33 protein-coding genes are annotated in these 21,526 nt (G+C 68.0%); 29 read left to right on the top strand and 4 right to left on the bottom strand.

The genetic code is table 11. The annotated features are described in order from the left end of the window. The 4 genes from FJ309_07675 to FJ309_07660 all read right to left on the bottom strand — a co-directional run. A partial coding sequence (locus FJ309_07675) for an asparaginase (GenBank protein MBM3954479.1) occupies positions 1–656 on the bottom strand: 656 nt, incomplete at its 3' end. Further along, on the bottom strand, positions 529–747 hold the full coding sequence (locus FJ309_07670) for a type II toxin-antitoxin system prevent-host-death family antitoxin (GenBank protein ID MBM3954478.1): 219 nt from the start codon (positions 745–747) through the stop codon (positions 529–531). The genes FJ309_07670 and FJ309_07675, both read right to left, overlap by 128 nt. A gap of 296 nt (positions 748–1,043) precedes the next feature. Beyond that, the gene (locus tag FJ309_07665) at positions 1,044–1,853 is read right to left on the bottom strand and encodes a glucose 1-dehydrogenase (protein MBM3954477.1); all 810 of its coding nucleotides are present in this window, start codon (positions 1,851–1,853) and stop codon (positions 1,044–1,046) included. A 53-nt stretch (positions 1,854–1,906) separates the two neighbouring features. Beyond that, the gene (locus FJ309_07660) at positions 1,907–2,950 is read right to left on the bottom strand and encodes a galactitol-1-phosphate 5-dehydrogenase (GenBank protein ID MBM3954476.1); all 1,044 of its coding nucleotides are present in this window, start codon (positions 2,948–2,950) and stop codon (positions 1,907–1,909) included. Between the two features lie 648 nt (positions 2,951–3,598). Here FJ309_07660 and rpsJ point away from each other — a divergent pair. The 29 genes from rpsJ (at position 3,599) to FJ309_07515 (ending at position 21,508) form a co-directional block, all read left to right on the top strand. Beyond that, positions 3,599–3,925: a 30S ribosomal protein S10 gene (gene rpsJ, locus FJ309_07655; GenBank protein MBM3954475.1), complete on the top strand. Its 327-nt coding sequence runs from the start codon at positions 3,599–3,601 to the stop codon at positions 3,923–3,925. A 230-nt stretch (positions 3,926–4,155) separates the two neighbouring features. Continuing rightward, complete coding sequence (locus FJ309_07650) at positions 4,156–4,950, top strand: 50S ribosomal protein L3 (GenBank protein MBM3954474.1); 795 nt, start codon at positions 4,156–4,158, stop codon at positions 4,948–4,950. Next, the gene (gene rplD / locus FJ309_07645; protein MBM3954473.1) at positions 4,947–5,660 is read left to right on the top strand and encodes a 50S ribosomal protein L4; all 714 of its coding nucleotides are present in this window, start codon (positions 4,947–4,949) and stop codon (positions 5,658–5,660) included. The genes FJ309_07650 and rplD overlap by 4 nt, the downstream gene beginning before the upstream one ends. A 29-nt stretch (positions 5,661–5,689) precedes the next feature. Further along, a complete protein-coding gene (locus FJ309_07640) occupies positions 5,690–6,010 on the top strand; it encodes a 50S ribosomal protein L23 (GenBank protein ID MBM3954472.1) in 321 nt (106 codons plus the stop codon). 86 nt (positions 6,011–6,096) lie between these two features. Then, on the top strand, positions 6,097–6,954 hold the full coding sequence (rplB, locus tag FJ309_07635; protein MBM3954471.1) for a 50S ribosomal protein L2: 858 nt from the start codon (positions 6,097–6,099) through the stop codon (positions 6,952–6,954). Between the two features lie 158 nt (positions 6,955–7,112). Then, positions 7,113–7,397 (top strand): 30S ribosomal protein S19, encoded by a 285-nt coding sequence (rpsS, locus tag FJ309_07630; protein MBM3954470.1) that lies wholly within the window; start codon positions 7,113–7,115, stop codon positions 7,395–7,397. A gap of 66 nt (positions 7,398–7,463) precedes the next feature. After that, entirely contained in the window at positions 7,464–7,823 is a 360-nt protein-coding gene (locus FJ309_07625) for a 50S ribosomal protein L22 (GenBank protein MBM3954469.1), read from the top strand. A 108-nt stretch (positions 7,824–7,931) separates the two neighbouring features. After that, complete coding sequence (gene rpsC, locus FJ309_07620; protein MBM3954468.1) at positions 7,932–8,627, top strand: 30S ribosomal protein S3; 696 nt, start codon at positions 7,932–7,934, stop codon at positions 8,625–8,627. Further along, positions 8,566–8,982, top strand: a complete 417-nt coding sequence (rplP, locus tag FJ309_07615) for a 50S ribosomal protein L16 (GenBank protein ID MBM3954467.1) — start codon at positions 8,566–8,568, stop codon at positions 8,980–8,982. Before rpsC ends, rplP begins: the two co-directional genes overlap by 62 nt. A gap of 46 nt (positions 8,983–9,028) precedes the next feature. Next, positions 9,029–9,403 (top strand): 50S ribosomal protein L29, encoded by a 375-nt coding sequence (gene rpmC / locus FJ309_07610; GenBank protein ID MBM3954466.1) that lies wholly within the window; start codon positions 9,029–9,031, stop codon positions 9,401–9,403. Between the two features lie 137 nt (positions 9,404–9,540). Further along, the gene (gene rpsQ / locus FJ309_07605) at positions 9,541–9,903 is read left to right on the top strand and encodes a 30S ribosomal protein S17 (protein ID MBM3954465.1); all 363 of its coding nucleotides are present in this window, start codon (positions 9,541–9,543) and stop codon (positions 9,901–9,903) included. Continuing rightward, entirely contained in the window at positions 9,900–10,268 is a 369-nt protein-coding gene (gene rplN / locus FJ309_07600) for a 50S ribosomal protein L14 (protein MBM3954464.1), read from the top strand. Before rpsQ ends, rplN begins: the two co-directional genes overlap by 4 nt. Next, positions 10,268–10,615 (top strand): 50S ribosomal protein L24, encoded by a 348-nt coding sequence (locus FJ309_07595; GenBank protein MBM3954463.1) that lies wholly within the window; start codon positions 10,268–10,270, stop codon positions 10,613–10,615. The genes rplN and FJ309_07595 overlap by 1 nt, the downstream gene beginning before the upstream one ends. Positions 10,616–10,801: 186 nt before the next feature. Then, positions 10,802–11,359: a 50S ribosomal protein L5 gene (rplE, locus tag FJ309_07590; protein ID MBM3954462.1), complete on the top strand. Its 558-nt coding sequence runs from the start codon at positions 10,802–10,804 to the stop codon at positions 11,357–11,359. Positions 11,360–11,449: 90 nt separating this feature from the next. Next, positions 11,450–11,635, top strand: coding sequence for a type Z 30S ribosomal protein S14 (locus tag FJ309_07585; GenBank protein ID MBM3954461.1), 186 nt, complete (start codon positions 11,450–11,452; stop codon positions 11,633–11,635). A 76-nt stretch (positions 11,636–11,711) separates the two neighbouring features. Further along, entirely contained in the window at positions 11,712–12,107 is a 396-nt protein-coding gene (gene rpsH, locus FJ309_07580) for a 30S ribosomal protein S8 (protein ID MBM3954460.1), read from the top strand. A 26-nt stretch (positions 12,108–12,133) separates the two neighbouring features. Next, positions 12,134–12,673, top strand: coding sequence for a 50S ribosomal protein L6 (locus FJ309_07575; protein MBM3954459.1), 540 nt, complete (start codon positions 12,134–12,136; stop codon positions 12,671–12,673). Between the two features lie 119 nt (positions 12,674–12,792). Beyond that, entirely contained in the window at positions 12,793–13,161 is a 369-nt protein-coding gene (locus FJ309_07570) for a 50S ribosomal protein L18 (protein MBM3954458.1), read from the top strand. A 128-nt stretch (positions 13,162–13,289) separates the two neighbouring features. Further along, positions 13,290–13,787 carry a 30S ribosomal protein S5 gene (locus FJ309_07565; protein ID MBM3954457.1) on the top strand — a complete coding sequence of 166 codons (498 nt, stop codon included), beginning with the start codon at positions 13,290–13,292 and terminating at the stop codon, positions 13,785–13,787. Between the two features lie 88 nt (positions 13,788–13,875). After that, the gene (locus FJ309_07560) at positions 13,876–14,418 is read left to right on the top strand and encodes a 50S ribosomal protein L15 (protein MBM3954456.1); all 543 of its coding nucleotides are present in this window, start codon (positions 13,876–13,878) and stop codon (positions 14,416–14,418) included. Positions 14,419–14,518: 100 nt separating this feature from the next. Further along, the gene (gene secY / locus FJ309_07555) at positions 14,519–15,880 is read left to right on the top strand and encodes a preprotein translocase subunit SecY (GenBank protein MBM3954455.1); all 1,362 of its coding nucleotides are present in this window, start codon (positions 14,519–14,521) and stop codon (positions 15,878–15,880) included. 34 nt (positions 15,881–15,914) lie between these two features. After that, positions 15,915–16,490 (top strand): adenylate kinase, encoded by a 576-nt coding sequence (locus tag FJ309_07550; GenBank protein ID MBM3954454.1) that lies wholly within the window; start codon positions 15,915–15,917, stop codon positions 16,488–16,490. A gap of 81 nt (positions 16,491–16,571) precedes the next feature. Further along, positions 16,572–17,372 (top strand): type I methionyl aminopeptidase, encoded by an 801-nt coding sequence (map, locus tag FJ309_07545; GenBank protein ID MBM3954453.1) that lies wholly within the window; start codon positions 16,572–16,574, stop codon positions 17,370–17,372. 527 nt (positions 17,373–17,899) lie between these two features. After that, the gene (gene rpmJ / locus FJ309_07540) at positions 17,900–18,013 is read left to right on the top strand and encodes a 50S ribosomal protein L36 (GenBank protein ID MBM3954452.1); all 114 of its coding nucleotides are present in this window, start codon (positions 17,900–17,902) and stop codon (positions 18,011–18,013) included. 84 nt (positions 18,014–18,097) lie between these two features. Further along, a complete protein-coding gene (gene rpsM, locus FJ309_07535) occupies positions 18,098–18,481 on the top strand; it encodes a 30S ribosomal protein S13 (GenBank protein ID MBM3954451.1) in 384 nt (127 codons plus the stop codon). A 57-nt stretch (positions 18,482–18,538) separates the two neighbouring features. Then, positions 18,539–18,916 (top strand): 30S ribosomal protein S11, encoded by a 378-nt coding sequence (gene rpsK / locus FJ309_07530; protein MBM3954450.1) that lies wholly within the window; start codon positions 18,539–18,541, stop codon positions 18,914–18,916. 162 nt (positions 18,917–19,078) lie between these two features. Continuing rightward, the gene (gene rpsD / locus FJ309_07525; GenBank protein MBM3954449.1) at positions 19,079–19,705 is read left to right on the top strand and encodes a 30S ribosomal protein S4; all 627 of its coding nucleotides are present in this window, start codon (positions 19,079–19,081) and stop codon (positions 19,703–19,705) included. A gap of 161 nt (positions 19,706–19,866) precedes the next feature. After that, complete coding sequence (locus FJ309_07520; protein MBM3954448.1) at positions 19,867–20,844, top strand: DNA-directed RNA polymerase subunit alpha; 978 nt, start codon at positions 19,867–19,869, stop codon at positions 20,842–20,844. Between the two features lie 91 nt (positions 20,845–20,935). Continuing rightward, complete coding sequence (locus FJ309_07515; GenBank protein MBM3954447.1) at positions 20,936–21,508, top strand: 50S ribosomal protein L17; 573 nt, start codon at positions 20,936–20,938, stop codon at positions 21,506–21,508. Positions 21,509–21,526 lie beyond the last annotated feature (18 nt).

Genomic DNA, 21,526 nt, shown 5'->3' with positions numbered 1-21,526 from the left:
GGGGCGGCGGCGCTCCGGGCCAGGTCGCGGGCGCTGGCGTCGTGAAGCGGCCAGTGGGCGCCGCAGGCAAGCGCGGTCTCGTCGAGGCCGAGGGCCGCGAGCATCGCCGCCGCGGTGGCTGCGTGCAGCGGCGTGCCCGAGTGCGACGAGCAGGCCAGGGCGAGCGCCTCGGGGCCAAATCCGAAATGATCGGCCGCGCCAGTCTCGACCAGGGCGAGGGCCTGGATCGCCTTCACCGCCGACCGGGCGAATGTCGGCCGATCGGCCCGCCCGTGGGTGGCGACGACCCCGCCGTCGGCGGTGGCGATCGCGGCGTGGACGTGGTGGCGCGACTCGATGACACCCCCGCGGCGCACGGCGACTTCGAGCGGGGGAGCGGCAGAAGACACGATAGCGCCTTGAGATCGGAGAATTGATCCGGAATCCGCTTGTGGGAACCGGCCATTACTCGGCTTTGCAAAGGCCTCATCCGCGGACACGGATTTGCAAACGCCGACTGCAGACGCGGGATCAGTTGCCGAGGTCGAGCTACTCGTTTGGCAGGTTATCGGTGCCCGCCATGTCGAACCCTCCGAGCAAGCGGGCGGTTCGAAACACGTCGGCGACGGATCGCTTGGCCTGAGGGACTGGAACGAGCCGCGCGACTGCCTTGCCATCGCGGGTGATCACGACCTCGTCGCCTGCCTCGACGCTGCCGAGGAGGGCCGACCAACGGGCCTCTGCTTCGGCGATTGGTACCCGCTTCATTGACTTGCTCCGCGCGCCACGACACACCCATCGTCCTATCACTGGCCGTTGCCGAATGTCCAGTTGCCAATCTGTGCACAAGCCTCGGCTCGGGCTCGACAGAGGGGGACGCCCCTCGCGCCTTTGCCCTCGCATCAACCCGCAGCCAGTGGGTGACGGGCCGATGCGAGGGCGACGGCGGAGGGGCTTCGCGGCCCCCTGCGCAGGATGAGGCACTGGTGCCACGCGATTTGGGTGCCCACGTTGCGATCCCTTGCGGCCGATCTCTCGGCGGCTGCGCGACCTGCCCGCGCACCTCACCCCGGCTTCTTTGCCGGCAGGGCGCGCGTCGAGCCGGTCGTGATCCCGCCGTCGACCAGGAGCGTCTGGCCGGTGACGTAGGCGCTGGCGTCGGAGGCGAGGAAGACCACCGCCCCGTCGAGGTCCTCCGCCCTCCCCGGCCGCTTGAGCGGGATCCGGTCGGTGAGGTAGGCGACCCACTCCGGGTCGCGGTACATGACGTCGTTTTGCGCGGTGCGGAACCAGCCGGGGGCGAGGCAGTTGACCGTGATCCCGTGGGGACCGAGATCGTCGGCCAGGCTCATCGTCATCTGCTTCACACCACCGCGGCTCGCCGAATAGGGGGTCAGGCCGGCATAGCCGAAGACGCTGGTCACGCTGCCGATGTTGATGATCCGCCCGCGGGCCCGCGGGATCATGTGGCGGGCGATCGCCTGGGCCATGAAGAACGTGCCGCGGAGGTTGGTGTCGAGGATCGTGTTCCAGTCGTCCCAGGTGACGTCGACGGCGGGCTTGCGGATGTTGCAGCCGGCGTTGTTGAGGAGGATGTCGATCGGGCCGGCCGTGTCGATCGCCGCGGCGGCACAGTCGCGGATGCTCGCCTCGACGCGCAGATCGAGGGGCAGGGGGGTGACCCGGTGGCCGTGGGCCTCGAGGGCCTTCCGCGCTGCCGAGAGATCGTCGACCTTCCGCGCGGTGATCACGAGGTCGGCTCCCGCGCGGGCAAGCGCCCCTGCCATCTGCAGGCCAAGACCGCGGCTGGCGCCGGTCACCAGGGCGGTGCGGCCAGTGAGATCAAACAGCGCCGGACCGGTCGGGCTGGCCATCGAAAATCCCTCGAGACGGGTGCGAACGACACGAGCGCTCGGCGGCGCCGCTGTCAGGGCTGCAGGACCACTTTCACCAGGCCCGGTTCGCGGTCGTGGAGCCGCTGGAACCATGCCACCCCCTCGGCGAGCGGCGCGACGCGGCTGACGAACCCGGAGAGATCGACCTTACCTTCCGCCACCAGCCGGATCGCCTCGGGATAGCTCCCCGCCGACGAACAGGAGCCCTGGAGGCGCAGTTGGCGCGTGACGACCAGCTGCAGCGGCATCTCGATCGACGGGGAGACGTTGCCGACGAGGACCACCGTGCCACCGCGCGTGGCCGCCTCGATCGCCGTGCGCACCGGAGCGGTCGCGCCGACCGCTTCGAAGACGACGTCGGCGCCGTCGCTGTCGGGAGGCACCGCACCCCACCGCGCCGCCGCCGCGCCGGCACCGTCGCCGGCGGGGAGCGTGTCGGTCGCGCCGAGCTGGCGCGCCCGCGAGAGGCGGTCGGCCTCGAGGTCGATCGCGAGGATCCGCGGCACGCCGTAGGCACGCAGCGACGCGACGCACGCCAGGCCGATCGGCCCCGCGCCGACGACCACGGCCGAGCGCGTCGCCGGCCCGATCCGCGCGAGATGGACGGCGTGGAGGGCGATCGTGAGCGGCTCGAGGAGGGCGGCGGCGACGAAATCGATCGAGTCGGGAAGCGCGTAGACCACGCGCCTCGGCACCACGACATACTCGGCGAAGCAACCATGCCGGCGGTATGGGCCGCACGACACGCCGAGTACCTCTCGGTGCGTGCAGAGGTTTTCGGCACCGGAGAGGCAGTGGGAGCAGGTGCCGCAAAACACGGTCGAGTCGAGGGCCACGCGCGTCCCGACGGCGATGTCGCCGACGCCGGGGCCGACGCGCTCGACCGTGCCGGCCGCCTCGTGGCCCATGACCAGTGGCGGAATCCGCCGCCCGGTGGCGCCGGTGAAGCCGTGGACGTCGCTGCCGCAGATGCCACAGGCGGCGACCCGCACCAACACCTCCCCCGGACCGGGGGATGGGGTGTCGACGTCGGTGAAGGTGAGTTGGCTCGGAGCGGTGAGGAGGAGGGCTTTCACGAAGGGGAGCGTACTGTTTTCACAGGTTTTTCCGAGATCGCCGTGTGAACGGGGGGACAAGCCTCTGCTCGGGCTCGACAGAGGGGGGGCGCGGGCCCCTGGTATGAGTTTGAGATCGCCTGGCCGCACCGCTGGGCGCCTTGGTTTTGGAGCCACGCCATTGGCATGCTGCCGGCCAGGGGCAACCGGGCTCCGGCCTCGCCCCCGCGTGAGCCGCAGAGTATGAGCGTCTGTTGACAGTCTTTTCGCCGGGATCTAGATTCTTTCTTCCCCCGCGAGTGCGGGTATTGGCGGTTAGGCTCTGCCAGCAGCGGAGTCGCCGGCGATGCTCGCTTCACGATGCCTGCCGCCCGGCCCTGCCGTGGCTTGGCGGGTGCCGGTTCACCGAGGCGTTTCCTGATCGTGGCGACGGCGTGAGGCCGTCGATCGTTCCGGGGCGTTCGAGCGTGCCCGTCGGGCCTTCCGAAACGACCGGCCCGCCGTCTTTTCCAGCGGCTTCGGCCGTTTGGCTCGGCGGGAGCGACGGGGCGGGAGATATGGCCGCGCCCAGTTTTGCTCGGGCGATGCCGATAGAGCAATACAGATGGATCGGCCGGTCAGGGTGTGGCCGGAACGGGACCGGGTGGTTCTCCTTCGGGAGGTGAGTCCGTGGCGGGGCCGACGCAAGAAATCATTCGGATCCGGATGGAGGCGTACGACCACGCCGTGCTCGACCAGAGCGCGGCCGAGATCGTCGACACCGCCAAGCGGACCAATTCCGAGGTTCATGGCCCGATTCCGCTCCCCACCCGGGTCGAGCGCTACACGGTGCTGTCGAGCCCGCACATCGACAAGAAGGCTCGGCAGCAGTACGAAATTCGGACCCACAAGCGGGTGATCGACATCGTCCAGGCGACCGCCAAGACGATCGAGGCGCTCAACAAGCTCAGCCTGCCGGCCGGCGTGGATATCAAGATCAAGGCTTCGTCGCGGTGAGGTTCGATATCCGTTGCCCGGCCGGGCAACGGAGTGCAGGAGCCAGCGGACCGAATTGGATCGGGGACAAGTCAGAGGGAGCACGCGACACCGCATGCTTGGAAGGCGACGCAGGTAAGGCCCGGGACTCCGGGTGCTCCTGCGGCCGACGGCTTCGAGCGTGATCGGCTCTCGATCCGGCCGCCGCTGGTGCGGTGGCCGGAAGCGTGCGTTCGTCAGGTACACAGACCATGGCAGCCGAAAACGCGTCTGGAAACGAAGCCGCAGCGAAGGCAACCCGCCCCGGTCGCAAGGGGATTTTGGGTCGGAAGATCGGCTCCACGCAGATCTTCGATCCGGCGGGCATCGTCATCCCCGTGACCGTCATCGAGGCGGGCCCGTGCCGGGTGCTGCTGGTGCGTAGCCCCGAGCGCGATGGCTACGCCGCCGTGCAGATCGGGTTTCGCGACAAGCCGCGGCGGCTGGCGAGCCGGTCGGTCCGCGGGCAGGTCGCCAACCTCGACAGCAAGCGCGCGAAGAGTCAGGCCCAGGCCGGCGTCGAGCGGGCGCCGAAGGCCGACTGCGAGCCGCAGCGGTTCGTGCGCGAGTTGCGCGGCACCTATGCCGAGGCTGCCGTCGGGCAGGTGCTGTCGGTGGAGCTGTTCGAGGGGGTGCAGCACGTCGACGTGACCGGCACCACCAAGGGGCGCGGCACCGCCGGCGTCATGAAGCGCCACGGGTTCAAGGGGCAGCGGGCCACGCACGGCGTGAAGAAAGTCCACCGCCACCAGGGCGGCACGAGCATGAACACCTCGCCGGCCCGTGTCTTCAAGGGGAAGCGGATGGCGGGGCGCTACGGCAACGAGCGCTCGACGATGCGGAACCTCAAGCTCGTCGGTATCGACAAGGACAACAACCTCCTGCTGGTGCGCGGGGCCGTGCCGGGACCGAACGGCGGCTACGTCGTGGTCCGTGAGACCAACAAGCTGCGGCGCGTGCCCCCGGCGGGGGCGGCACCGGTGTCCAAGAAGAAGGCAGCCAAGTGAACCTTCCCGTCTACGACATCCAGGGCAACAAGGTCGGGTCATACGACATCGACCCCGCCGAGCTTTCGGCCGGCGTGAACAAGCAATTGCTCCACGACGCGGTGGTCATGTATCAGGCCAACCAGCGCCAGGGCACGATGCGCACCAAGTCGCGTGGCGAGGTCGCCGGCTCGACCAAGAAGCTGTACCGGCAGAAGGGCACGGGCAACGCCCGGGCCGGCGGTCGGCGCAGCGGCACGCGGCGGGGCGGCGGCCACATCTTCGCCAAGCGTCCGCGCGACTTCGGCTGGCGGATGCCGCGCAAGGCGCTGCAGGCCGCCACCCGGATGGCGCTGGCCTCGCGGCTGGCCGACGACGAGGTGTTGCTCGTCGACTCGCTGGCCGTGGCCGCCCCGAAGACGTCCGTCGTCGCCGGACTCCTCGGCAAGCTCGGGGTCGCCGACGTCACGGTGCTCGTGAGTCCGGAGAAGCCCGACGGCAACCTCTGGAAGAGCGCCCGCAACATCGCCGGCGTGTCGGTGTCCCCGGTCGCCGATCTCAATGCCCTGGCGATTCTCCAGCCGCGCCGGATCGTGATGAGCAAAGCGGCACTGGATTCATTTCGGACCGGTGCCGCGGCGGCCCGGAAGGCCAAGCCTGCCAAGGCTACGAAGGCCGGCTCCGCCGGTGCGAAGCGCGGCCGCGCGGTGGCCGGAGCCGCCCGGTCGTGAGCGCCCCGCTTTTCGAGGAGTGAATTTCGATGGCCGTTCCCGTACCTCCACCGCCGGCACTGACGCCGCGCCTCGGCGTGCATCAGGTGATTCTCCGTCCGCTGGTCACGGAGAAGGGGATGCACCGCGCCGAACGCCACAATGCCTACTCGTTCGAGGTCGTGACGGCGGCGACGAAGGCCGACGTGCGGCACGCGGTGGAGGAGCTGTTTTCAGTCAAGGTCGAGAAAGTCGCGATCCAGAATCGCCTCGGCAAGGCCCGGCGCAGCCGCACGCGGCAGACGAGCACGAAGCCTTGGAAGAAGGCGATCGTCACGCTCAAGCCCGATTTCAAGATCAACCTGTTTTAGTCCTGTCTGGTTGCAGTCCTTCCTGAAGGCCATTCCCCGGCCGGCGTGTGACGCCAGCCGGCATCCGACATCCGGAACACCACGCGATGGGCATCCGCACCTACAACCCGACCAGTCCCGGCCGCCGCGGCGCCAGCGTGTCGGACTTTGCCGAGCTGACCCCCGGAGCGTCGGCGCCCAAGGGGCTGACCGTCCGGAAGCAGAAGAAGGGCGGCCGCAACAACCAGGGGAAGATCACCGCCCGGCACCGCGGCGGCGGTCACATGCAGCACTACCGTCTCGTCGATTTTCGACGCGACAAGGACGGTATCCCCGGCCGGGTCCACTCGATCCAATACGACCCCAACCGCACCTGCCGGCTGGCGCTGGTCCACTACGCCGACGGTGAGAAGCGATTCATCCTCGCGCCGGAAGGGCTCCAGGTCGGTGCGACGGTGCAGAGCGGTGCCGCGGCGGCTCCCGAAGTCGGCAACTGCCTGCCGCTGGCGTCGATCCCGCTGGGCCTCCAGGTCCACAATGTCGAGCTCCAGGCAGGCCGCGGCGGGCGGCTGTGCCGCTCGGCCGGTTCGTCGGCTGTGCTCGTTGCCCGCGAGGCGCAGTGGGCGCAGCTCACGCTCCCCTCCGGCGAAATCCGCCGTGTCCCTGCGGCCTGCCGGGCGACGATCGGTGCGATCGGCAATTCCGAGCACATGAACGTCGTCCTCGGCAAGGCCGGGCGAAAGCGCTGGATGGGGATCAGGCCTCACGTCCGTGGCACGGCGATGAATCCGATCGACCATCCGCACGGCGGTGGTGAAGGGCGCACCAAGGGTGGCCGCCACCCGGTGAGCCCGACGGGAAAGAGCTCGAAGGGCGGTGGTACGCGGAAGCCGCGGAAGCCCTCCGGGGCGGCGATCATCCGCCGGCGGAAGAGCCGACGGTACGGGCAAATCAAGCTGCGGTGATCGGTTCGGCCCGGCACGATCGGGCCGGAGTGACAGCGGGAACGGCAAGGCTGGACGACAGACAGAACGGCAAACAGTACGGCAGGCAGTGGACACGAGCCGGCGACGAGCCGGTGAGAACGCGAACGACGAAACACGCCAGGTGCAGGTGACATCGCATGGGCCGCAGCGCAAAGAAGGGACCGTATGTCGATCCCCGGGTCTTCGAGAAGGTCGAAGCCCAACTCGGCAGCGGCAAGCGGGATCCGATCAAGACCTGGTCGAGAGCCTGCACGATCGTCCCCGAGTTCATCGGACTGACGTTCATGGTCCACAACGGCAAGCAGCACATGAAGGTGTTCGTGACCGAGGACATGGTCGGTCACAAGCTGGGCGAGTTCGCGCCGACGCGGACGTTCCGCGGCCACGGCGGCAAGGTGAAGGAGGCGGCTCCCGCGAAGTGAGCTCCGGCGTGACAGCGGCGGAACGATTTCGGGGATGACGAGCCCAACGAGCGAAACGGTGTTTCGATGCCCTACACGGCAACCCACAAATATGCCCGGATCAGTGCCCGCAAGGTGCGGGCGCTGGCTGATCTGGTGCGCGGCAAGTTCGCCGACGAGGCGCTCGACATCCTCCGCTTCCAGCCGCACCGCGGCGCCCGGATGCTGGAGAAGGTGATCAAGAGCGCCCTGGGCAACGCCGAGCACAAGCAGGCAACCGGGGTCGACGATCTGGTCGTCGTCGACGCGCGTGTCGACGGCGGTCCGATGTTCAAGCGGATCCGCCCTCGGGCCCGCGGCATGGCGTTTGGCATCAAGCGGCGGATGTCGCATATCCGGGTGGCACTCGACAGCCTCCCCGGTGGCGATGCGGGGGCCGGGGACTGAGCGAGCGTTCGATCGGCTCGCCCTCCGGCGACGCGGGGGTGCGGCAGCGGGCCGCGGCAGAGCGGCAGAGCGGCAGACGAACAACACTGACACGTCGGGAAACAGTTCATGGGACAGAAGGTCAATCCGGTCGGGTTCCGCACCGGGATCACCGAGCCGTGGAAGAGCCGTTGGTATGCGGCCAAGAAGGACTTCCGCGACCTGCTCCTCGAGGACTTCCGCACGCGGAAGTACATCAAGGAGAAGCACCGCGCGGCCGCGATCTCGAAAGTCGAGATCGAGCGGACACGCGACGAGGTCAAGGTGATCCTCCACTGCGCCCGGCCCGGCTTGCTCATCGGCCGCAAGGGCCAGGACGTCGATCGCCTCCAGGGAGAGCTCCAGGAGCTGCTCGGGCGGCGCGTGAACCTCAAGATCGAGGAGCTCGGCCGCCCGGAAATCCAGGCGCAGCTGATCGCCGAGGACATCGCCGACCAGCTCTCGAAACGGGCCGCTTTCCGGCGGACGATGAAGCGTGCCATGGACACGACGATGGATGCCGGCGCCAAGGGGGTGAAGATCCAGTTGGCCGGTCGGCTCGGTGGGGCGGAGATGTCGCGCTGCGAGAAGGCGATCGCCGGCGCGATGCCGCTGTCGACGCTGCGGGCGCGGATCGACTACGGCTTCTGCGAGGCGCCGACTGCGCAGGGCAACATCGGTGTGCAGGTGTGGGTGAACCAAGGCATGTACGAGGAGGCTGGCGATGGCGCTGATGCCCAAGAGGGTCAAGCACCGAAAAAGCCAAAGAGGACGTATAAGAGGTGACGCCACCCGGGGAAACCGCGTGGTGTTCGGCGATTTCGGACTCCAGGCGGCCCAACCCGGCTGGCTCGCCGCTGCGACCATCGAGGCGGGGCGGATCGCGGCGCAGCAGTATCTGCGCACCGAGGGCCGCTTGTACGTGCGCGTGTTCCCCCACAAATCGATCACGTCGATCCCGCTCGAAACCCGCATGGGCAAGGGCAAGGGGGAGCCGGAGTACTGGGCCGCGGTGATCAAGCCGGGAGCGATCCTTTACGAAATCGGCGGCGTCTCCGAGGACGCGGCGCGGGTTTGCCTGGCCAGATTGGCGCACAAGATGCCGCTCCGCGTCCGGTTCGTGAAGCGGCGCTCGATGTGATCGGACACGACGGTGTGGCGGTTGGCCACGAGGAGTCGACGGGTCGATGAACAAAGCAAGCGAAATCCGCGAGATGCCCGACGAGCAGATCCGGCTGACGTGGAAAGACGCCGCCGAGACGTTATTTCGGTTGCGCCTCCAGGCTCAGACCGAGAAGCTCAAGTCGCCCGCGCAGGTGAAGCAGCTGCGGCGCACCATCGCCCGTTGCCAGACGGTGCTGCGGCAGCGCGGCACACTCGAGCCCCCGGCAACTGAACAGGCGGCCGGGGCCGCGAAGGCCGTGGCCAAGCGCGGGCGGGTGAAGATGGGGCGCGGTCGGCCCGGCGCGGCGGCTGCGAAGGCCAAGAGTGTCGGTGGCGCCGCGGGGCGGCCCCGCGTGCAGCAGCGCACGCAGATGCAAAAGCGGGGCCCCGGGGGCTGAGACGCCGCGACCGGGTTCGCCCGGCCGCGATGCGGTGGAGCAATCGACCACGGAAGCAATTTACTTCGGAATGATGTGAGTCACGAGCCACGGTCGTCATCGGGGTGGCGATAGTCATCCCAGCGGGAACGAGGATCATGCCCAAGCGAGTCGTCATCGGAACGGTCACCAGCGCGTCGTCGCGGAAGACGAGGCGAGTGGAGATGCCGCGCGTCGTCCGGCACAACAAGTACGGTCGGATTCTCCACCGGAGGACCGTCTGCCACGCCCACGACGAAAACGACGAGTCGGCCCTCGGCGACACCGTCGAGATCATCGAGTGCCGGCCGCGCAGCCGGCTGAAGCGGTGGGAGCTGGTGAGGGTGGTCGCCAAGAGCACCGCTGTCGACGTCGCTTCGCTACGGAGCGGCGCGCGGGCGACGGAGCTGCGTGAGGCCGCCGCCCGCGCCGAAGAGGCGACCGCGACCGGCCGCGACACGACGACGGAAGGGACCCCATGATCCAGATGCAGACCCGGCTCGTGGTGGCCGACAACACCGGCGCCCGCGAGGTGATGTGCTTCAAGGTGCTCGGCGGCAGCAAGAAACGCACCGCCGGCCTGGGGGACATCATCGTCTGCAGCGTCAAGACCGTGATCCCCGGCAGCGACGTCAAGAAGAAGGCGGTCGTCAAGGCGGTGATCGTGCGCTGCAAGAAGCCGACGCGGCGCGAGGACGGCAGCTATGTCCGCTTCGACACCAACGCCTGCGTGATCATCGACAACGAAAAGAACCCGAAGGGCACCCGTATCTTCGGCGCCGTGGCCCGCGAACTGCGGGACCGCAACTTCATGAAGATCGTCAGCCTGGCCAGTGAGGTGGTGTGATGCTGATCCGTTCGGGAGACACCGTCGAGGTCCGGTCGGGCAACGGCCGTGGCACGCGCGCGAAGGTGCTGTCGGTCGATCCGACCGCCGGCAAGCTGGTGGTTGAAGGGGTCAACCGGGTCTACCGCCACATGCGGCGCAGCCAGAAGAACCCCCAGGGGGGGCGGTTGAGCCGGGAGATGCCCATCGACGCCTCCAACGTGCTGATCGTGTGCAGCGCCTGTGGCAAAGCCACGCGACTGGGGTGCCGTGTCGCCGGTGACGGGGCGAAGAGCCGCGTGTGCCGAAAGTGCGGTGCCGACCTTGGCAAGTTGCAGGGGCCCCGGAAGCGGACCGCGGCCGGGTGATCGACGGGAAAACGGAGCCCCGCCCGCGGCTGGGGCGGCGAGCAGGGCGATTGGGACGCAGGCTGACAGGGAACGGGAAGGGTTGTCGCGATGGCGAAGAAGACGAAGGCAGCAGGTGCGGGGGAGCGGGCCGCCGCCGGTGCGGCGGAAAGCGGGGCCCCGTCCGAGTCCGGCGGCGTGCCGCGGATGCTCGAGCATTACATCTCGACCGTCCGTCCGGCGCTCGGCAAGGCGCTCGACCGCGACAATCCCCATGCCATCCCGCGTCTCGAGAAGATCGTTGTCAACATGGGTGTCGGCGTCGCTGTCACCGAGAAGAAGTTCCTCGAGGAGGCGATCAACGCCCTCGGGCAGGTGACGGGCCAAAAGCCGGTGGCGACCCTGTCGAAGGCAGCGGTCTCCGGTTTCAAGCTCCGCGAGAACCTCCCGATCGGTTGCAAGGTGACGCTCCGTGGACGGCGGATGTACGAGTTTCTCGATCGCCTGGTGTCGCTCGCCCTGCCGCGGGTCCGTGACTTCCGTGGCCTGTCGAGCACCGCGTTCGACGGGCATGGCAATTACAGCCTCGGCCTCTCGGAGCAGATGGTCTTTCCCGAGATCAATCCCGACAAATACACGCGGCCGCAGGGCATGAACATCACGATCGTGACCAGCGCGCGGAACGACGACGAGGCGCGGCAGTTTCTCCGCGCGATGGGGATGCCGATGAAGAAGGACGACGGCGACGGCGCGACGCCGTCATGACCCCGGGGGCCCCCCGGTGCCCACGCCGTGGGCGGGGGCGTGTGGTGTAGTCAAGCGGCCGCGACGGCTGCCGGTGAAACGGGACTCAGCATGGCGAGCAAATCGAAGATCGCGATGGCCAAGCGGAAACCGAAGTTTTCCTCGCGCGTCGTCCGACGCTGCATGCTCTGCGGGCGGCCGCGCGCCGTGTACCGGAAATTCGGTACCTGCCGGATCTGCTTCCGCAAATTGGCGGATCAAGGGTGCATTCCCGGAGTGAGGAAGGCGAGTTGGTGACCTCGCGTCTCCCGTCCGCACCCGCCGACCCCGCGTCGGCCATGAACCATCGAGCCCAAGTGAGGATTCCCGCCCCATGATGACCGATCCGATCGCCGACATGCTGACCCGCATCCGCAACGCAGTCCGCGTGGAGCGCGCCACGGTCGAGATCCCCAGTTCGAAGGTGAAGCGCGGTCTGGCCGACGTCCTCAAGCGCGAGGGCTTCATCTGGGATTGGCGGGAAGTCGAGGCCGAGCCTGTCGCCACGCTGCAACTCGAACTGAAGTACGGCCCCAACGGGGAGCGTCTCATCCGCCACATCCGCCGCGTCAGTTCGCCGGGGCGCCGGGTCTACAGCCGGTCGGCCCGGCTCCGCCCCGTGCTCGGTGGCCTGGGTATCTCGATCCTCTCCACGTCCAGCGGCGTGGTCAGCGATCGTGAGGCCCGGCAGCGCAAGCTCGGCGGCGAAGTGCTCTGCGAACTGTGGTGATTCAGCCATCGTGAGGATCTGATTCCATGTCACGTATCGGGAAAGCGCCGGTACCGCTTGCCAAGGGGGTGAAAGCCTCCGTGGACGCCGGCGTCCTGCGCGTCGAGGGGCCGCTGGGCAAACTCGAGCACCGTGTCCACCCGGCCGTCGCCGTCAGCGTCGACGGCGGCAGCCTGCAGGTCACCCGGAGCAGCGACGACCGCCTCTCGCGGTCGCTCCACGGCCTCACCCGGGCCCTGGCCGCCAACATGGTCGAAGGGGTGACCAAGGGCTACGAAAAGAAACTCGAGATCGTCGGCGTCGGCTACATCGCTGCCGTGCAGAAGAACGTGCTGCAACTGCGCGTCGGGTTCGCGAACGAGCTCCAGGTGCCGATTCCGGCCGGACTGACCGTCACCTGCCCCGACCAGACCCACGTCGTCATCAAAGGTATCGACAAGCACCTCGTCGGCCAGTTCGCCGCCGAGGTGCGGGCGCGGCGGAAACCGGAGCCCTACAAGGGCAAAGGCATCCGGTACGAGAACGAGCAGATCCGGCGCAAGGCCGGCAAGGCGGTCACCAAATGACGATCGGCCGTCGGCCGCCGCCCGGAGGGGCCCCCTCCGCGAGGCGCGCGACCGAGGGTTGACCGGCGACCCGATCCACCCCACCACATCCATCCCCCTCACCCGGTACGCGTCGTTCCATGGACCATTCACGCTCGATCCTCCGGCAGCGGTTGCGGCGGCGTCACCGCGTGCGCCGCGCGATCCGTGGCACCGCGGAGCGCCCGCGCCTCGTGATCCACCGGACCCACAAGCACATTTACGCCCAGGTGATCGACGACGTCGCCGGCCGGACACTGGCTGCGGCGAGCACGGTCGACCGCCAACTCCGTGGTGGTTTCACGTTCGGCGGCAACAAGGCCGCTGCCGAGGCGATCGGCAAGGCGGTCGCGGAACGGGCCCGTGCAGCGGGAGTGACGAAGGTTTGTTTCGACCGTGGGCAGTTCCGCTACCACGGGCGGGTGGCGGCGTTGGCCGACGGTGCCCGGGCGGCAGGGCTGGAGTTTTGACGACGGTCCGGAGCGGTCCCGGTCGGGCGGGAGCGAGCGTAGGGTGAGGTTCCGCCTGACCGGGCTGCAGGCGGTGAAACGCTGGAACACGCGGGCGGCCGCACTGGGCACGAGCAACGAGGTGCAGGGTGTCGACGAGCAAGGAATCACGGGGCGGTGAGTTCACCGAGAAGGTGGTCAAGGTCCGGCGCTGCGCCACGGTGGTCAAGGGTGGCCGCCGGTTCAGCTTTGCCGGGCTGGTGGTCGTCGGCAATGGCCGGGGCAAGGTCGGCTGCGGCTATGCCAAGGCCAACGAAGTGCCGCCGGCAGTCGAGAAGGCGATCAAGGACGGGATGAAGAACCTCATCGAGGTGCCGATCGAGTCGGGAACGATTCCCCACCGTGTCGAGGGCGCGTGCGGGACGTCGAAGGTGATCCTCCTTCCGGCCAGCCCCGGGACCGGGATCATCGCCGGTGCGGCGGTTCGTGCGGTGTGTGAGTCGGCCGGGATCCGCGACGTGCTGTCGAAGGCTCATGGATCGACGAATCCCGTGAATCTCGTCAAGGCGGCGCTCGAGGCCCTCAAGATGGTGCGCACCCGGACCGAGGTCGAGCGGCTCCGCGGAGTCTCCCTGTCGGACTCGTGAGCGGGGGCGGGCGGTGCGGACGGAGCCCGGTGGACGTGCCATCGGGAACCGGGGCGGAGATGCGGGTCAGCGGGCGGAGAGCAATCGGATGAACATCAGCGACGTCAACCGTGGCGTGCATCGCAATCGGCGGCGGCTCCGTGTGGGGCGCGGTCCCGGGTCCGGCCGGGGCAAGACATCCGGGCGCGGCCACAAGGGGCAGGGGCAACTCGCCGGATGGAGCGCACCGGCGATCTTCGAGGGAGCGCGGATGCCGATCATCCGCCAGATTCCCAAACGCGGGTTCCACAACCGCCACGGGCGGATCGTCAAGGCGGTCAACGTCGCGGCCCTCGCGGCGGCGTTTCCGGCGGGCGGCGAGGTGACGCCCGAGACGCTGCGGTCGGCGGGCGTGGCCAAAGGAATCTGGGACGAGATCAAGGTCCTCGGCGACGGCGCGATCGATCGACCGCTCAAGGTGAGCGCCCACCACTTCAGTGCCGTGGCCCGCGAGAAAATCGTCGCTGCCGGTGGCTCGGTCACCGAACTGCCTGGTCCGACACCGGTGGTGAAGAACAAGGCGGGATCCAAAGGGGGGCGCGGCGCCAAAGGGGGGGCAGCGTCCCGGGGCTCGCGGAAACCGGCCACTTGAACGTAAGGTGGGCGGCCGCGGGCGGGGTCGGGAAGGCACCCTGATTCTGCCTGGCACCGGCCCGCCCCCGTCACCAGTCTCCTGACCGCCCGAGGCGCCCATGCTGGAAAAGATCCGTACGGTCTTCTCGATCCCGGAACTTCGCCAGAAGATCCTCCTGACGCTCGGCTTGTTGGCGATCTACCGCGTCGGCTGGTGGGTGCCTCTCCCGATCGTCAATCCCGAAGCGATGCGCAGATTCGCCGAGGAAACCGGCGGCCTCGGCGACGTGCTCAAGACGGTGGCCGTGTTTTCAGCCAGCCAGTTGACCCAGGCGACGATCTTCGGCCTCGGGATCATGCCCTACATCTCGGCGTCGATCATCTTCCAGTTGCTCGGAACGGTCTGGCCACCACTCGAGCGGCTGACCAAGGAAGGTGAGGCGGGGCGCAAGCGGATCAACGAGTACACGCGGTACGCGACGGTCGTGATCTGCATCGTCCAGAGTTGGGCCTACGTCGCCTTCCTTGCCAATACGCGGGTCGGTCAGGAGTCGCTGATCCAGCCGGGTTTCCTCGTCGACGGAAAGCTGCCGTTCATCTGGCAGTTCGTCGCGGTGATGACGATGACCGCAGGCACGATCTTCCTGATGTGGCTCGGCGAGCAGATCGACGAGTTCGGCATCGGCAACGGCATCAGCCTCCTGATCATGGCCGGCATCCTCGCGGGGATGCCCAGCGCCCTCCTCGAGCTCAGCGAGAACTCGACCTGGGAGCTGGGCGGTGGCGGCGGCAAGCTCGGTGTCGACAAGATCCTGCTCCTGATCGCGATGTTCGTCGCCGTCGTCGCGGGGGTGGTGTTCATGACCCAGGGGCAGCGGCGGATCCCCACCCAGTCGGCCAAGCATGTCCGCGGCCGCCGCGTATATGGCGGGACGAAGCAATACCTGCCGCTCAAGGTCAATCAGTCCGGCGTGATGCCGATCATCTTCGCCAGTTCGCTGCTGCTGTTTCCGCAGGTCCTGTTCCAGGCCCTGTACCGGGCCTATCCCGGCAATGCGCTCCTCACCGCGCTCCACAACTCGTTCACCCGCAGCGAGTCGCTGATCTACAATCTGCTGTTCATCGCGCTGATCTTCTTCTTCTGCTACTTCTGGACCGCGATTTCCTTCAATCCCAAGGAAGTGGCCGACAACCTCAAGAACCACGGGGCCTTCATCCCGGGGTACCGGCCGGGAAAGCGGACGGCCGATTATCTCGAGCGGGTCATGGAACGGATCACGTATGTCGGCGCCGCGTTCCTGTCGTTGGTCGCCATCATCCCCACGTTGGTCGGTGGCTTCCTCGGGATCCCGGCGCAGATCGCCGGCTTCTACGGGGGCACCGGTCTGCTGATCGCCGTCAGTGTCGCGTTCGATCTCGTGCAGAAGATCGACAGCCATCTCGTGATGCGCAACTACACGGGCTTGCTCGAGAAATCCTGACCCGGGGCGCCGAACCCGGCTCGCGGACGCGCCAATGCGGATCATCCTCATCGGACCTCCCGGTGCCGGAAAAGGCACGCAGTGTGCGAGGCTGACCGCCCAGCTCCGCGTGCCCCATCTGTCGACCGGGGAGATGCTCCGCCATGCCGTGCGGGCCGGGACGGTCGAGGGGGTCGAGGCGGCCCGCTACATGGAGCAGGGCCAACTCGTCCCCGACCCGATCATCCTCGGGATGGTGACGCGGCGGCTGGAATCGGCCGACTGCCGGACCGGATTCCTCCTCGACGGATTTCCGCGGACGCTCACCCAGGCAGCGACCCTCGACGAATTGCTCGAACGCCGGGCGATCGCCATCGACTGCGTGATCGAGCTGGCCGTGCCGCGCGACGAGCTCGTCCGGCGGATGCTCGCCCGCGGGCGTTCCGACGACGATCCGCAGGTCTTCTCGCGGAGGATCGTCAGTTTCGAACTGCAGACAGCTCCCCTTCTGGCCTACTATGGCCGGCAGGGGAAACTCGTCACCGTCGACGGTCTCGGCAGCGCGGAGGAGATCTTCGACCGGGTCACGGCCTCGATTTCCCCATTCCGTCAGTCCTCGACGCGGGGCTGAGTCGGCCGAAGCGCCATCCTGTCGGCAGGCTATACTCCCGCGACGATCGCCCGTCCCGTCTCCCCCGATCGGTACCCACCCGTGGTGAATCTTCGCTCCACCCGAGAGATCGCCGCGATGCGGCGAACGGGTTTGGTGGTTTGGGGCGCGCATCAACTGGCAGCCTCGATGGTCCGGCCGGGCGTGACCACCGGTGACATCGATCTCGCCGTCGAGGAGTTTTTCACCCGGCACGGTGCCCTCCCGCTGTTCAAGGGTGTCCCGGGCAAGGTGCCGTTTCCGGCGGTCTGTTGCATCTCCGTCAACGACGAGGTGGTGCACGGCATTCCGGGACCACGCGTCCTGGTGAACGGCGACATCGTCAGCATCGACACCGGCTGCAGCCTTGCCGGATGGTGTGGCGACTCGGCGATGACGCATCCCGTCGGAGCGGTCGAGCCGCGCACCAAGGGGCTCCTCGACTGCACCTCCGGTGTGCTCGCCCTGGCGATCCAGTTGATGGGGCGGCGGAGCCGCTGGAGCGACGTGGCGACGGAGATGGCGCGCTACGTCCGCGACCATGGGTTCAGCGTCGTCGAGAACTTCGTCGGGCACGGGATCGGGCGCAAGATGCACGAGGATCCCCAGGTCCCGAATTTTTGCACCCCGGCGTTTCGCCGGAACCACGACTTCGAGCTCGTTCCCGGGCTGGTCATCGCCGTCGAGCCGATGGTCAACATGGGCACGAAGAAGGTCCGCGTGATGTCTGACCACTGGACGCAGAGCACCGTCGATGGCATGCCCAGCGCCCACTTCGAGCACACGATCGCGATCAGTGAGCAGGGGCCGGTGGTGCTCACGGCGGCGCCGGCCCCTGGCGAGGTGATCGAACCGGTCGGGTGACCCGTCCTGGCCGTCGTGGCGTCGCGCTCCCGGAAACGGGCCGTGGTCGGGGTGCGACCGAACGTTGCGGCCGGCCGTGATCCCGATCGGGGACGCGACGATCCTCCCGATGGGGGGTTTTCGTCCGGTGGTTGACGTGATTCGTGGCCCGATGCCGTGCCACTTGTGAGGGCAGCCTTCCGCACCCTATACTCCGTGACCCGACTCGGTCCGCCTTTTCTCCATTCCCGGGCATGTGCCCCACATTGGGGGTCGGCGATCGGTCGGGTTCGGACGGGCGAATCGGAGCTGCGGCCAGATCGACCGGCCGCCCGCTCGACCTGGAAGGGTCGGCGGTGGTGGACGCACGGCACGCCGCCGCCGCGTCGATACCAACCCCGGCGCGCTACGGCGCTTCGATCGGTGACGTGCCGGTCGATCACGACGGTGATGCCGAAGGTGTCGGGGCCGACGATCGATCGACGTCGACCGAACCGGCCGACCATCGCCGGAAATGCCGTCCGACCACGAGAGCGAGGAATCGTGTCATGAAAGTGCGAGCCAGCGTTCGTCGCGTCTGTGAGAAATGCAAAGTCGTCCGCCGCCGAGGCGTGGTGTTCGTCGTCTGTGCCGACCCCCGTCACAAGCAGCGGCAGGGGTGACCGGCCGCGCCTGGCGCGATCGTCTCGGTCTGTGTCCGCTCCTCCCCGGTCGTTTTCCCCCCCGTTGCTGGACTCCGAACTCCCATGCCCAGATTGCTCGGCGTCGATATCCCGTCCGAGAAGCGGACGATCTACTCCCTCCAATACCTGTACGGCGTCGGTCCGCGGGTGGCCCGGGAGCTGTGCCACAAGGCAGGGGTCGATCCCGAGGGAATCGCCCGCTCGCTACACGAGGACGAGCTGGCCCGTCTGGCCGCATTGCTCGACAAGGACTACGTCGTCGAGGGGCAACTCCGCCGTCAGGTCGCCCAAAACATCTCCCGGCTGAAGGACATCGGGAGCTACCGCGGCCTTCGCCACCGCCGTGGTCTTCCGGTCCGTGGCCAGCGCACGAGGACCAACGCCCGGACGCGCAAGGGCCCGAAGAAGACGGTCGCCGGGAAGAAGGGCGTCAAGGACCTCAAGTAATCCGCTCGCTCCGGGCGGCGGATCGAAACAGCCAAGGCAGGAACCAAGGCAGGAACGATGTCGAAGGTTGCAAAAGCCAAGAAGAAGAGCGTGTCGGCTGGGATCGCCTACATCACGGCGAGCTTCAACAACACCACGGTCACCATCACCGACACCAAAGGGGACACGCTGTGTTGGGCCAGCGGTGGGACCTGCGGCTTCAAGGGAAGCCGCAAGGGGACCCCGTTCGCTGGCCAGTGCGCCGCCCAGCAGGCGGCTGAAAAGGCGGCCAAGTTCGGTGTCAAGGACCTCGAAGTCCGTGTCCGTGGCCCGGGCAGCGGTCGGGAAAGCGCGATCACCGCGCTCCAGGCCGCCGGCATGAATGTGAAATCCATCGAGGACATCACCCCGCTGCCGCACAACGGGTGCCGACCCCCGAAGAAGCGGAGAGTGTGATTTCCGTCTCCGTGGCCGACGCCCGGCGCTGCCGCGGCCATCGGCTTTCCGGGGCGACGGCCGCCGTGCCCCGGGCGGCTTCGCCCGGGTGATCTTTCGACTCCACGACTCCACGATCCAAACGCAACCCCGCTCCGAACCTTTTCCCCCTCGCGAACAACCATGGGAAGAATCACCGGGCCTGTGTGCCGCCTGTGCCGCCGTGACGGCCTGAAACTGTTCCTCAAGGGCACGCGCTGCGACACCTCGAAGTGCGCCTTCGAACGCCGTTCCTCGCCTCCGGGGATGGTGCAGAAGCGCCGTGGCAAACCGACCGAGTACGGGATCCATCTCCGTGAGAAGCAGAAGGTGAAGCACTACTACGGCGTGCTCGAGCGCCAGTTCCGGGCGTACTTCGCCCGCGCCGAGCGCGGCAAGGGCAACACCGGTGAGGTGCTGATGTCGCTGCTCGAGCGCAGGCTCGACAACGTCGTCCACCGCCTCGGCTTCGCCACGTCGCGGTCCGCCGCCCGCCAGTTCGTGCTCCACGGGCATGTCACGATCAATGGCCGGCGGGTCGATGTCCCGAGTTATCTCGTCAGGGCGGGCGACATCGTCCGGGTCAAGAACCGGGCCAAGAGCCTGCAGCTGGTGCACGCGGCGATGTCGTCGATGCACCGCGACGTCCCCGACTTCCTCTCGCGCCTGGAAGCGGGCGTTCCCGAGGGGCGGGTCGATCGGCTTCCCGGTTCCGACGACGTGTCGATCCCGGTCCAGGCGAACCTGATCATCGAGTTGTGTTCGAAGTGACGGTGGCGGTGAGCCGCGCGACGGATCGCCATCCGGTGGTGGCGGTCGGGGTGGGGCGGCAGCGCGGCACGTGCGGTTCCGGACGGGCGTCGCGGAATCGCTGAACAACGAAACAGGAGCCGGGGCCTGTGGCAGGCCGCGGTACAGAGAAGGGCGAAACCATGCATATCCGTTGGCGCGGTCTCGAGTTGCCGGGGGCGGTGGTCGTCGATGCCAAGACGCTGTCGCCCACCTACGGTCGGTTCGTCGCCGAGCCGTTCGAGCGTGGGTTCGGGACCACCGTCGGCAACGCCATCCGGCGTGTGCTGCTGTCGAGCCTCGAAGGCAGCGCCGTCACCCAGATCAAGGTCGGTAACGCGCTCCATGAGTTCACCACGCTCAAGGGGGTGCTCGAGGACGTCACCGACATCGTCCTGGCGGTGAAGAGCCTCGTCGTCAAGAACCACAGCGATTCGACCCGTGTGATCCGCGTCGAGAAGCAGACTCGGGGGCCCGTCACCGGCGCCGACATCCAGACCGACGAGGCAGTCGAGGTGATCAGCAAGGACCTCGTCCTCGCGACCCTCACGGACGACGTGCCGTTCGAACTCGAGATGGTCGTGGAAAACGGCCGTGGATACGTTCCGGCGAGCGAACACAGCCCGGAAGCCCAGGAAATCGGGATCATTCCCGTGGATGCCGTGTTCAGCCCGGTGACGCGCGTGCGCTACGAGGTCGAGGAGACCCGGGTCGGCCAGAAAACCAACTATGACAAGCTGGCAATCGAGATCTGGACCAACGGAACGGTGACGCCGGAGATGGCGCTGGTCGAGGCCGCGAAGATCCTCCGCAAGCACCTCAATCCGTTCGTCGGCTATTCGCGCCCCGGGCCGGCAGTCACCGCCCCGGCCGCGGCCGGGGTGTTGGCCATCGAAGCCCCGCTGGAGAGCCGTCTGGGGATGCTCGTCGCGGACCTCAAGCTGTCGCTGCGGGCGAGTAATTGCCTCGAGACGGAGGGGATCACGACCCTCCGGGACCTCGTCTCGAAGACGCGCGAGGATCTGCTCGAGGTGCGGAACTTCGGTGAGACCACCCTCCAGGAGATCGAGGAGAAACTCGCCGAGGTGGGGTTGCGGTTGGGGATGGCGGCCGAGGTGTGAACAGCGGCCGTGTCCGGCCTCCCGCGCGGGGTGGCTCCCGCTCGCGGTTGAGATCGATGTCGTTCAGATTCTGATTGTCCGGAGTGTCTCCATGCGTCATCGTCGCAAAGGCCGGGTGCTCGGCCGCAGCCCCGCTCACCAGCGGGCGCTCCTGAGGAATCTCGCGTCCGCCCTGTTCCTCACCGAGCGGGCCTGTGAGCCCGACGAGACGGGCGCGCCGAAGGTCGCCGGGCGGATCGTGACCACCGTCGCCAAGGCGAAGGAGGTGCGGCCGCTCGTCGAACGCTGCATCACGATCGCCAAGCGGGGCTTGGTGCACTCCCGCCGGGCCGGGGAGTTGGCCTCGACCGCCTCGCGTGACTCGGCCGAATGGAAGCAGTGGCGTGGCAGTGACCGCTGGCGGCAATGGGCGCAGGCATCGGCCCCGATAGTCACCGCCCGCCGCCGTGTCGTGCAGCTGCTCGGCGACAAGCAGGCGGCGCGGATCGTGTTCGAGAAGGTGGCGCCGCGGTACGTCGATCGGCCCGGTGGCTACACCCGGATCCTCAAGCTGGCGACGCCGCGCCTCGGTGACGCCGGCCCGAGGGCGATCCTGGAGCTCGTCGGCGCCGCGCCGGCGGCCCAGCCCGCTCCGCGGGTCAAGGGACGGAAAGCGGGAAGCTGACCACTCCTGGCCGCACGC

The organism is Planctomycetota bacterium, from assembly GCA_016872555.1.
Lineage (GTDB): Bacteria > Planctomycetota > Planctomycetia > Pirellulales > UBA1268 > F1-20-MAGs016.
This window is presented reverse-complemented; position numbering and strand designations above follow the sequence as displayed.